At 51.6% G+C, this 11776-nt stretch carries 9 protein-coding genes; 6 read left to right on the forward strand and 3 right to left on the reverse strand.

From position 1 onward, the window contains the following. The first annotated feature begins 180 nt into the window (after positions 1-180). Both pdeH and FBY13_RS15680 read left to right on the forward strand, forming a co-directional pair. A complete protein-coding gene (gene pdeH, locus FBY13_RS15675; RefSeq protein ID WP_063877878.1) occupies positions 181-954 on the forward strand; it encodes a cyclic-guanylate-specific phosphodiesterase in 774 nt (257 codons plus the stop codon). A gap of 63 nt (positions 955-1017) precedes the next feature. Next, positions 1018-3075, forward strand: a complete 2058-nt coding sequence (locus FBY13_RS15680; RefSeq protein ID WP_096012926.1) for an AsmA family protein — start codon at positions 1018-1020, stop codon at positions 3073-3075. On the opposite strand, the gene ppiC is transcribed toward FBY13_RS15680, so the two are convergent. After that, complete coding sequence (gene ppiC / locus FBY13_RS15685; protein ID WP_063877880.1) at positions 3076-3357, reverse strand: peptidylprolyl isomerase PpiC; 282 nt, start codon at positions 3355-3357, stop codon at positions 3076-3078. Between the two features lie 157 nt (positions 3358-3514). On the opposite strand from ppiC, the gene rep reads away from it, so the two are divergent. Further along, positions 3515-5536 (forward strand): DNA helicase Rep, encoded by a 2022-nt coding sequence (gene rep / locus FBY13_RS15690; RefSeq protein WP_063877881.1) that lies wholly within the window; start codon positions 3515-3517, stop codon positions 5534-5536. Between the two features lie 30 nt (positions 5537-5566). Here rep and gppA read toward each other — a convergent pair whose 3' ends face one another. Both gppA and rhlB read right to left on the reverse strand, forming a co-directional pair. Continuing rightward, positions 5567-7051, reverse strand: coding sequence for a guanosine-5'-triphosphate,3'-diphosphate diphosphatase (gene gppA, locus FBY13_RS15695; RefSeq protein ID WP_145394576.1), 1485 nt, complete (start codon positions 7049-7051; stop codon positions 5567-5569). Between the two features lie 7 nt (positions 7052-7058). Further along, entirely contained in the window at positions 7059-8351 is a 1293-nt protein-coding gene (gene rhlB / locus FBY13_RS15700) for an ATP-dependent RNA helicase RhlB (protein WP_145394577.1), read from the reverse strand. 117 nt (positions 8352-8468) lie between these two features. Here rhlB and trxA point away from each other — a divergent pair, with 117 nt between their 5' ends. From trxA to wecA, 3 genes are all read left to right on the forward strand, one after another. Beyond that, positions 8469-8801 carry a thioredoxin TrxA gene (trxA, locus tag FBY13_RS15705; protein ID WP_003851963.1) on the forward strand — a complete coding sequence of 111 codons (333 nt, stop codon included), beginning with the start codon at positions 8469-8471 and terminating at the stop codon, positions 8799-8801. Positions 8802-9143: 342 nt separating this feature from the next. Further along, positions 9144-10403, forward strand: a complete 1260-nt coding sequence (gene rho, locus FBY13_RS15710; RefSeq protein WP_063877884.1) for a transcription termination factor Rho — start codon at positions 9144-9146, stop codon at positions 10401-10403. Positions 10404-10681: 278 nt separating this feature from the next. Beyond that, positions 10682-11767, forward strand: a complete 1086-nt coding sequence (gene wecA, locus FBY13_RS15715) for a UDP-N-acetylglucosamine--undecaprenyl-phosphate N-acetylglucosaminephosphotransferase (protein ID WP_063881071.1) — start codon at positions 10682-10684, stop codon at positions 11765-11767. The last annotated feature ends 9 nt before the right edge of the window (positions 11768-11776 follow it).

Raw genomic sequence — 11776 nt, forward strand, 5'->3', positions numbered from 1 at the left:
ATGGTGATGTAAAGCGATAATTAACCCGATAAAGCGGCTTGTTTCGGCGATTGTCGCAATAAAAGAGGCGTAGACTCGTTGCTTCAACGTGGCCCGGTTTTCACTATGTTATCGAAACTTAAGCGATAATTACCGCTGAGCCGCCAGATGAAGGCGCTTACTATCAACCAGGAAAAGACCATGGTTATGGAGAATATTAGTCAATGGCTACCTTCTTCAACTGACATCAATCCCCAGCAGAAAAAACGTCTCTTCTGGCAGCAGTGTCAACGCCGCTATACCTTTCAGCCTATCTATAAAGTCTCAGGGCGACTATTGGCGGTTGAACTGCTGACGGCGGTTACACATCCGTCTGAACCGACGAAAAATCTGTCTCCTGAAGCCTATTTTTCTGCGCTGGAAATCGCGCAACGCCTTGATATTGTGCAGGAGCAGTTAGAGCTGCTCGCCCAGTGGGAATCTTTTTTTGCCTGCAATAACGTCATGGCTTCAGTGAATATTGACGGCCCTTCATTGTCATTAATACAACATCATTTGCCGATTCGTAGTCTGATTACCCGTTTACCCTGGGTGCGCTTTGAACTGACCGAGCATCATGTCTTGCCTCAGGAAGAGATGGTGGCGCAAATGCCCGAGCTGGGACCCTTGTGGCTGGATGATTTCGGCTCAGGTATGGCGAACTTCTCTGCATTAACTGAGCTTAAATACGACTACATCAAGCTGTCACGTGAACTTTTTATTCTGTTACGCGCGTCAGATGAAGGCCAAGTGTTGTTTCCCATGCTGCTGTCGTTGATCAATCGCTATTGCAACGGCGTGATCGTTGAAGGCGTCGAAACGCAACATGAGTGGGAGCAGGTTAAGTCGTCACCCGCGATGGCAGCGCAGGGATACTTTTTTTCACGTCCGGCGCCTTTTTCCGAACTGGAGCATCTGCCTGTACAACTTGATTGATCCCTTCCCGCGCGCTCTCGACTATCTTTAACGGAGACCGTGAAAGAGCAGGGAGGAAGCCTAATGTCACGCGCCGGAAAAACTGTAAGCTGGATTGGCGGGATTTTAGTCGTGCTGATCGTCGTGGTGGTGGTGGTCATTGCAACATTCGACTGGAATCGCCTGAAACCAACAATTAACCAGAAAGTGTCTGCGGAACTTAACCGGCCCTTTGCCATTCGTGGTGATTTGGGAATCGCATGGCAGCGTAACCGTGAAGAACCCGGATGGCGTGCCTGGATACCCTGGCCTCATCTGCACGCCGAAGACATTATGCTGGGTAATCCCCCTGATATTCCCGATGTCACTATGGTGCATTTGCAACGTGTGGACGCCACACTTGCGCCGCTGGCATTACTGCATAAAGAGGTTTTTATCCCCTGGATAAAGCTGCAGCAGCCGGACGCACGTCTGATCCAAACCGCGGATAAGAAAAACAACTGGACCTTTACCCTCGCGAACAGCGACAGCAAAGACGACAAGTCGCCGCCATCGGCCTGGTCATTTCGTTTGGATAATATCCTGTTTGATCAAGGGAAAATCCTTTATCGCGATGCCGTTAACAAGGCGGATGTGACGCTTAACGTCAACCCACTGGGTAAGCCTGTGCCTTATTCGCAAATCGCGGGCGGTGACGACAGACAAAAAGGGGCAGGTGATTTTGTCTTTGGCTGGCAGGCAACGGGCAGCTACAACAATGAAAAACTCACGGGTGAGGGCAAGATCGGCGGCATGTTATCCCTGCGCAGCCAGACAACGCCTTTCCCGGTACAGGCAGACGTGCATAACGGCAGTACGCGCGTTCAGTTGACTGGCGGCGTGCAAGACCCACTGAATCTGGGTGGACTGGATGTGCGCCTGCGTTTTTCGGGTGATACGTTGGCGAATCTGTATGGCCTGACCGGCGTTTTATTACCTGATACGCCGCCTTATGAAACCGATGGTCGCCTTATCGCTAAATTTACGGGGAAAGAGGGCGGGGTTTTCCGTTACCAGGGGTTTAATGGTCATATTGGCGACAGCGATATCCACGGTTCCCTGACCTACAGCCAGGGCAAGCCGCGACCAAAACTGGTGGGTGAACTCCGCTCGGATCAATTACGCATGGCGGATTTAGGCCCGCTAATCGGGGTTGATTCTGGTAAGGGCAGCGAGAAAACCGCACTGGCCAAGGCGAAACGCGGTGAAAAAACCACGCAGCCTGCCGATCGTGTCCTGCCTCACGACAAGTTTGATACTAAAAACTGGAACGTCATGGATGCGGATGTGAAGTTTAGCGGCAAACGTATCGAACACAGCAATTCGCTGCCATTAAGCGATCTTTATACCCATTTACAGCTGGATAACGGTAATTTGCTGCTTGATCCGCTACGTTTCGGCATGGCTGGCGGTAACCTCAACAGTACGATTCGGCTGGAAGGCGATCGCTCGCCCATGCGGGGCCGGGCTGATATTCATGCCCGCAAACTTCGTCTGCGCCAGCTGTTTCCCAATGTGCAGGCAATGCAGAACAGCCAGGGACAACTGAACGGTGATGCCAGCTTAACCGGCACCGGTAATTCCGTTGCTGACCTGCTGGCTACCAGTAATGGTCAGTTAAAACTGCTGATGAACGACGGGCTGATCAGCCGCAATCTGATGGAAATCGCGGGATTAAACGTTGGTAATTATCTGGTCGGCAAGCTGTTTGGTGACGATGAGGTCCGTATTAACTGCGCGGCAACCGATCTTAAGCTGCAAAATGGTCTGGCCACGCCAGGACTGTTTGTGTTTGATACGGAAAATGCCGTCATCAACGTGACAGGAACTGCAAACTTTGCCAATGAACGCCTGGATCTTTCTGTTAATCCAGAGAGTAAAGGTATTCGCGTCGTGACCTTACGCTCTCCTTTGTACGTTCGCGGCACGTTCAAAAATCCGGATGCTGGCGTGAAGACCGGTCCCTTACTGGCACGCGGTGCGGCGGCGGTAGCGCTGGGTGCCGTCGTCGGGCCCGCAGCGGCGCTCCTGGCGCTGATTTCGCCCAGTGATACGGACGATAACCAGTGCAGCCGGGTACTGCAGCAAATGAAGAAGAAGTGATCAGTTACGATAGAGCACTTTTATAATGTGGTAACCAAAAGCGGTTTTCACCGGCCCAAAAGGTTGTAACAACGGGCAGGTGAACGCCGCTTTATCAAAGGCCGCGACCATTTTTCCCCGACGGAACTCTCCCAAATCCCCCCCGTTCCGGCCAGAGGGACAGAGCGAATGTTTGCGGGCAAGTTGCTGGAAGTTTTCGCCTTTTTGCAGTTTTTCCAGCAGGGCAGTCGCCTGCGCCTCGTGTTTCACCAGAATATGTAAAGCCGCGGCAGTTTTCGCCATGATGATGTCTCTGTTGTGTATAATCGTCCCCCATTATAAACCTGTCTTTTCAAATCGCAGATGCGTTAACGGCGCATATTCATTGAGTCAGTGCTGACGGGCTACCGCCCTCACTGCGGTTCGAAATCGGTCTTCTATTTCAACAGAGCGATTCCCTATGCGTTTAAACTCCAGCCAACAACGAGCCGTCGAATTTGTTACCGGTCCCTGTCTGGTTCTGGCGGGTGCAGGCTCGGGGAAAACCCGCGTGATCACCAATAAAATCGCGCATCTGATTCGTGAATGTGGCTATCAGGCTCGCCATATTGCTGCTGTCACTTTCACCAATAAAGCCTCGCGCGAAATGAAAGAGCGCGTGGCGCAAACGCTGGGACGCAAAGAGGCACGCGGCCTGATGATCTCCACGTTTCACACGCTGGGGCTGGAGATTATCAAGCGCGAATATGTGGCGCTGGGGATGAAATCCAACTTTTCCCTGTTCGACGATCAGGATCAACTGGCGTTGCTCAAAGATCTGACCAGCGAATGGCTGCAAGAGGATAAGACATTACTGCAGCAGCTGATTTCCACCATTTCTAACTGGAAAAACGATCTGGTCGATCCGCCGAAAGCGGCAGCATTAGCCCGCTCAGAGCGCGATAACCTCTTTGCCCACTGCTATGCACTTTACGATCGGCATCTTAAATCCTGTAACGTGCTGGATTTTGACGACTTAATTCTGTTACCGACGCTTCTGCTACAGCGTAATCAGGACGTCCGCGAGCGCTGGCAACAACGTATTCGTTACCTGTTGGTGGATGAGTACCAGGATACCAACACCAGTCAGTATGAACTGGTCAAGCTGCTGGTCGGTGCCCGGGCGCGTTTCACCGTCGTAGGGGATGACGATCAGTCTATTTACTCCTGGCGCGGTGCGCGCCCGCAAAATCTGGTCCTGCTTAATGAGGATTTCCCGGCGCTGGAGGTGGTTAAGCTTGAGCAGAACTACCGTTCTTCACAACGTATCCTTAAAGCGGCGAATATCCTGATCGCCAATAATCCGCATGTGTTTGAGAAACGTCTGTTTTCTGAACTGGGTCTGGGTAGTGAACTCAAGGTCCTCAGCGCGAACAGCGAAGAGCACGAAGCAGAACGGGTGACGGGCGAACTGATTGCCCATCACTTTATCAATAAAACCCAGTATAAAGATTACGCCATCCTGTACCGCGGTAACCATCAATCCCGCGTGTTTGAAAAATTCTTGATGCAGAACCGCATCCCTTACCGCATTTCCGGCGGGACCTCCTTTTTCTCGCGTCCCGAGATCAAGGACCTGCTGGCATACCTGCGAGTGCTGACGAATCCCGATGATGACAGTGCTTTTTTGCGCATTGTGAATACACCACGGCGCGAAATTGGTCCGGCAACGCTGCAAAAGCTGGGCGAGTGGGCCAATGTACGTAACAAAAGCCTGTTTAATGCCAGTTTTGATGTCGGTCTGGGACAAACGCTGACCGGGCGTGGGCTCGAACATTTGCAGCGTTTTACGCATTGGCTCAATGACATTATCCAGCTCAGCGAACGTGAGCCGGTTAATGCCGTGCGCGATTTAATACGCGGCATCGATTACGAAAGCTGGCTGTTTGAAACGTCGGGCAGCCCTAAAGCTGCCGAAATGCGCATGAAAAACGTCAATACCCTGTTTCAGTGGATGACGGAAATGCTGGAAGGTAGCGATCTGGATGAGCCCATGACGCTGGCCCAGGTCGTCACGCGTTTCACGCTGCGCGACATGATGGAACGCGGTGAGAGCGACGAAGAGCTCGATCAGGTGCAGCTCATGACGCTTCACGCTTCTAAAGGGCTAGAGTTTCCCTACGTTTTCCTGGTTGGCATGGAAGAAGGGTTGCTACCGCACCAGAGCAGCATCGATGAAAATAACATTGAGGAAGAGCGCCGTCTGGCGTATGTCGGCATCACCCGCGCGCAGAAAGAGCTGACGTTTACCTTATGTCGGGAGCGCCGTCAGTATGGCGAACTGGTTCGTCCCGAGCCCAGCCGCTTTTTGCTGGAACTGCCGCAGGACGATGTGATCTGGGAAACCGAGCGGAAAGTGGTGAGTGCAGAAGAGCGCATGAAAACCGGCCAGAGTCGCGTGGCCGGATTGCGTGCAATGCTGGAAAAGGCGAAAAAGAGCTAATCAGTCGCTGAGCGGATGAGGTAAGCGGGGTCAGGAAAGCGTCAAAGACCAGTGGACATAGGACTGATAATGGCTTTCCTGTTCAAGCAGCTCGGCCCGCAGCGGATGGACGTCCAGCCAGCCTGCCGGTAGCGTAACATGCAGGGCTTCATCATCTGCCTGCATACGAATGGCGGGTAAGGTGTCATCACGACGGCGAGTGGAGAAGATAATGGACAGTCGCAGCAGACGACACAAACGCTCGGCCAGCCGCGGTGGCAGGGCATTTTGTTGCGTCAGTAGAGCAAGGTCGATGCTGCCACTTTGATTTTGCAGTAAGCAGGCAAGCAGCTTTTTCTGCGCCGGTGTAAAACCCGGAAGGTCGAGATGGCGAACCAGATAGGCCGCGTGCTGCGGGGCCTGACGAAAATCGACACTCAGTCCGATTTCGTGAATCGTACAGGCACTAAGCAGTAGCTCCCGACAGCGCTGGTCTAGCTTCCAGCTAACACTCACCTGACGAAAAAAGCTTTCCGCCAGCTGGCGTACCCGGTCGGCCTGACAGACATCAATATTGAAACGGCGCTGCACATTTTGCAGCGTGCGGCTGCGAATGTCGCGATCGACAGGCAGATGCAGCATACCGTACACCAGACCTTCGCGAAGCGCGCCACCGGCCAGGGTCATGCTGTCAATATTGAGTTCCTGGAAGATGGCAATAAGAATGGAAAGCCCACTGGGGAACACTAACGCGCGTTCCAGCGTCAGGCCTTCAATTTCAAGCTCTTCGAGTTTGCCACACTGAATAGCGCGCTGCTTTAACTGTTGGAGCTTGCTCAGGGTGATGCGCTCATCCATGCCCTGGGCCACCATGATTTCCTGGAGGGCCTGAACCGTTCCAGAAGCACCAACGCAAACCTCCCAACTCTGTTTACGCAGTTCTGCTGTAACAGGTTTTAGCATCGCTTTGGCTGCTTCTTCTGCCTGGTCAAAATTTTCTTTAGCCAGGTGGCGATCGCCAAAGAAACGCTCCAGCCAGGTGACACAGCCCATTTGCAGGCTATACAGCACATTGGCATGCGAACCATCGCCAGTGGCTAACTCTGTGCTGCCACCGCCAATGTCTACCACCAGGCGTTGATCAGAACCCCCGGTGGTATGCGCTACGCCCTGATAAATCAGACGCGCTTCTTCTTCGCCACTAATCACATTGATGGCGCAACCCAGAATCTGCTGTGCCTTATCAAGGAATTCCTGCGCATTCGCCGCGATACGCAGCGTGGCGGTTGCTACCACCCGAATCTGATCGGGGGGAATATCCTGAAGCTGTTCAGAGAAAAGCCGCAGACATTGCCAGCCGCGAGCCATGGCGTCGGCGGACAGACAATTCGATTTATCCAGGCCAGCGGCCAGGCGCACCTTGCGTTTGATTTTAGCGATGGTCTGAATACTTCCCGACACTTCGCTGACTACCAGCATGTGAAAGCTGTTAGAACCTAAATCAATGGCAGCATAGAGAGTCGATGCGCTTAGCATGGTCAACTTAACCCGAACGTTTACGGTTGTTATGACGTGGTGCACCGCGGCGGCCGGTATTGTTGCCTCCACGACGCTGACCGTTGCCTGAACGACTACGCGTCAGACGTTTCGGTGGCGGTAATTCACTTAACAGCGCATCGCTGTTGTACTTGCTCACCGGGATACTGTGACCAATGTACTCTTCAATGCCGGGCAGATTTAACGCGTACTCTTCGCACGCCAGGCTGATAGAGTGACCGCTTGCGCCCGCACGGCCAGTACGGCCAATGCGATGAACATAGTCTTCGCGGTCGTCAGGCAGATCGTAGTTAAACACGTGGGTAACGTCGGGAATATGCAGGCCGCGTGCTGCCACATCAGTTGCCACCAGGATATCAATATCACCTTTCGTGAAGTCATCCAGGATACGTAAACGTTTCTTCTGCGCCACGTCGCCGGTCAGCAACCCGACCCGATGGCCGTCTGCAGCCAGATGGCCCCAGATGTCTTCGCAACGGTGCTTGGTGTTAGCGAAAATGATTGCCCTGTCGGGCCACTCTTCTTCCACCAGCGTCTGCAGCAAGCGCATTTTCTCTTCGTTTGACGGATAGAAAAGCTCTTCTTTGATGCGATGACCGGTTTTTTGTTCAGGCTCAACTTCAACGTATTCGGCACTGTTCATGTGCTCGAATGCCAGTTCACGCACGCGGTAAGAAAGCGTGGCAGAGAAAAGCATGCTCAGGCGTTGGGTCGCGGCAGGCATGCGGCGGAACAACCAACGAATATCTTTTATAAAGCCGAGATCGAACATGCGATCGGCTTCGTCCAGCACCATGACCTGAATGGCACCAAGGTTGACGTGATTCTGCTTGGCATAGTCAATTAAACGGCCGGTGGTGCCCACCAGAATGTCGACACCTTGTTCCAGCACTTTTAACTGTTTGTCGTAGCCATCGCCACCGTAAGCCAGACCTAATTTAAGGCCGGTCGATGCCGCCAGAGGTTCCGCATCGGCGTGAATTTGCACTGCAAGTTCACGTGTCGGTGCCAGAATTAAGGCGCGCGGTTGGTTAACCTGGCGGCCCTCTGGAGCAGGGTGAGAGAGAAGATGATGAAACGTTGACGTTAAAAACGCCATCGTTTTGCCGGTACCGGTTTGCGCCTGACCTGCGACATCACGCCCTGAAAGCGTAAATGGCAGTGCTAACGCCTGGATAGGCGTGCAGTTATAAAACCCTTTAGTATCAAGGGCTTCCACCACCAGAGGGTGCAGGGCGAAGTCGGAAAACTTCTGTTCAGTTAAGTGTGTTTTGCTCATAGTGTGGTAGAATATCAGCTTACTATCGCTTTACGAAAGCGTATCCGATGAAATAAAGTCAACCAACATTGGTTTATATTACGCCGATTCGCCAGGCACAATCTTGTGGAGTAAAACATGAGCAGCGATAAAATCGTTCATCTGACCGATGACAGTTTCGACACCGACGTGCTAAAAGCCGACGGCGTTACACTGGTAGATTTCTGGGCTGAATGGTGTGGTCCTTGTAAAATGATCGCGCCCATCCTTGATGAAGTTGCAGAAGAGTATGATGGCAAACTGACCATCGCTAAGCTGAATATTGACGATAACCCAGGTACTGCGCCGAAATACGGCATCCGCGGTATTCCTACGCTGCTGCTGTTTAAAAACGGTGAAGTCGCTGCAACGAAAGTGGGCGCATTGTCCAAAGGTCAACTAAAAGAGTTCCTGAACGCCAACCTGGCGTAATCAGGCAGAACGTCCGGCAGTGGTTAAATTTTTGCCTGCTGCTGGACGTTCGCTTTCAAGCGTGCTAACTTATTTTCACTGCACTATGAACATACCTTGTAGTTAGCATTCAAAGTTTTCTCTTGTTAGACCCTGTCATACTGTACCTACCAGCGGTTTAGCAATCTAACGACTAGCTCTACTCTGACTAAGTCGACCGTCTCCTCGCTCCCAGTCATTATTCAAGACGATGATCGTTGAGAAGAGTTGAAAAAAGTCATTAACAGAACAGGCATGGATTAACTGCCATACCATTCACGACAAACATTTCGAGTATTACCCCGAGTTTAAGAACCCATCAATATGAATCTTACCGAATTAAAGAATACGCCGGTTTCTGAGCTGATTACCCTCGGCGAGAATATGGGGCTGGAAAATCAGGCTCGTATGCGCAAGCAGGACATTATTTTCTCAATCCTGAAGCAGCACGCGAAAAGCGGCGAGGACATCTTCGGTGATGGTGTGCTGGAGATATTGCAGGATGGATTTGGATTCCTCCGCTCTGGAGACAGCTCCTACCTCGCCGGTCCTGATGATATCTACGTTTCTCCCAGCCAAATTCGCCGCTTTAACCTCCGTACTGGTGACACCATCGCCGGCAAAATCCGTCCACCTAAAGAAGGTGAACGCTACTTTGCCCTGCTGAAAGTTAACGAAGTTAACTACGACAAACCAGAGAACTCGCGTAACAAGATTCTGTTCGAAAACCTCACGCCGCTGCACGCTAACAGTCGTCTGCGTATGGAGCGGGGTAATGGCTCTACTGAAGACTTAACCGCTCGCGTACTGGATCTGGCGTCACCGATTGGTCGTGGCCAGCGTGGTTTGATTGTGGCACCGCCGAAAGCCGGTAAAACGATGCTGCTGCAGAACATCGCGCAAAGCATTGCCTACAACCATCCCGACTGCGTGCTGATGGTGCTGCTGATCGATGAACGTCCGGAAGAAGTCACCGAGATGCAACGCCTGGTTAAAGGCGAAGTTATTGCTTCAACCTTCGACGAACCGGCTTCGCGTCACGTTCAGGTGGCCGAGATGGTGATCGAAAAGGCCAAGCGCCTGGTTGAACATAAAAAAGACGTCATCATTTTACTCGACTCCATCACGCGTCTGGCCCGTGCCTACAACACCGTTGTCCCGGCTTCCGGTAAAGTCTTAACCGGTGGTGTGGACGCCAACGCCCTGCATCGTCCTAAGCGTTTCTTCGGTGCGGCACGTAATGTGGAAGAGGGCGGAAGCCTGACCATCATTGCGACGGCCCTGGTCGATACGGGTTCGAAGATGGATGAAGTGATTTACGAAGAGTTTAAAGGTACCGGTAACATGGAACTGCATCTCGCGCGTAAAATTGCTGAAAAACGTGTCTTCCCGGCGATTGATTACAACCGCTCCGGTACACGTAAAGAAGAGCTGTTAACTTCTCAGGAAGAACTGCAGAAAATGTGGATCCTGCGTAAGATCATTCATCCAATGGGTGAAATCGACGCAATGGAGTTCCTGATTAACAAGTTGGCCATGACCAAAACCAACGATGAATTCTTCGACATGATGAAGCGTTCTTGATCCTTTAAGGCGTCATCCAACCATGATGGCGTTTTTTTGCTTTAAATGATCATAAAATAGCCCTGACGCCACGTTCTGACGTGGCGTTTTTCATTTCCGGGCTATAGGATTGAATCCTGGCAAGCGTAATAATAATGACGGTGGAAGTGGTGGACGTTTAACCGTTCGTGCACCTCTTCATGCCGAATTCGGAATCTGGAACAGTGATATGCGCGATCTTTAGCGTATTGTGAGTTCCAGGATGATAGCTGAGAGCGTTTAACGTGAATTTACTCACTATGAGTACTGAGCTTGGTTTAGTTTTTATCTTTTCCTTGGTGTTTCTTTTCCTTGCTCGCAAAGTGGCCGAAAAAATTGGATTGGTAGACAAGCCAAATCTTCGAAAGCGTCACCATGGCGTCATTCCACTCGTTGGCGGAATCTCTGTTTATGCAGGAATCTGTTTCGCCTTCTTCATTACAGATTATTACTTGCCGCACGCTAAGCTTTACCTGGCTTGTGCGGGGGTACTGGTATTCGTTGGTGCGCTTGACGACCGATTCGATATCAGTGTGAAAATTCGGGCGACAGTGCAAGGTATTGTGGCTTTGGTGATGATGTTTTGCGCCAAGCTCTATTTGCTGAGTCTGGGATTTATTATCGGTCCGGTCGAGTTAACAGTTGGCCCCTTTGGTTATGTCTTGACACTTTTTGCAGTCTGGGCAGCTATTAACGCTTTCAATATGGTCGACGGTATTGACGGGCTCCTGGGCGGCCTTTCAACGGTGACCTTTGCAGCAATGGGGATCATCCTTTATCTGGATGGGCAGCACAGCCTCGCAATGTGGTGCTTTGCTATGATAGCTGCCACGATGCCCTATATTTTACTGAACCTTGGTTTCCTGGGGCGGCGTTTCAAAGTGTTTATGGGCGATGCCGGCAGCACGATGATTGGTTTTACGATCATCTGGATTTTGCTGGAAACCACCCAGGGGTTGAGCCATCCCATCACACCGGTCACAGCATTATGGCTGATTGCCATTCCTCTGATGGACATGGTCGCGATTATGTACCGCCGATTGCGTAAAGGAATGAGTCCTTTCTCCGCTGATCGCCAGCATATTCATCATTTGATAATGCGCGCGGGTTTTACTCCTCGTCAGGCTTTCGTATTGATTACCGCTGCTGCTGCTTTGCTTGCAGGAATCGGTGTTTTAGGTGAATACCTTGCCTTTATTCCTGAATGGGTGATGTTGATACTGTTCCTGATAGCCTTCATGGGGTACGGCTATTGTTTGAAACATGCGTGGCGTGTCGCGAGAAAGGTCAGGCGATTTAAACGCCGCCTAAATAATTTTAGTAATACTAAGAAAAATGAACCCTGATAAGACTTA

It is taken from the genome of Pantoea sp. SJZ147 (genome assembly GCF_007828605.1).
Taxonomy (GTDB): Bacteria; Pseudomonadota; Gammaproteobacteria; order Enterobacterales; family Enterobacteriaceae; genus Pantoea; species Pantoea allii.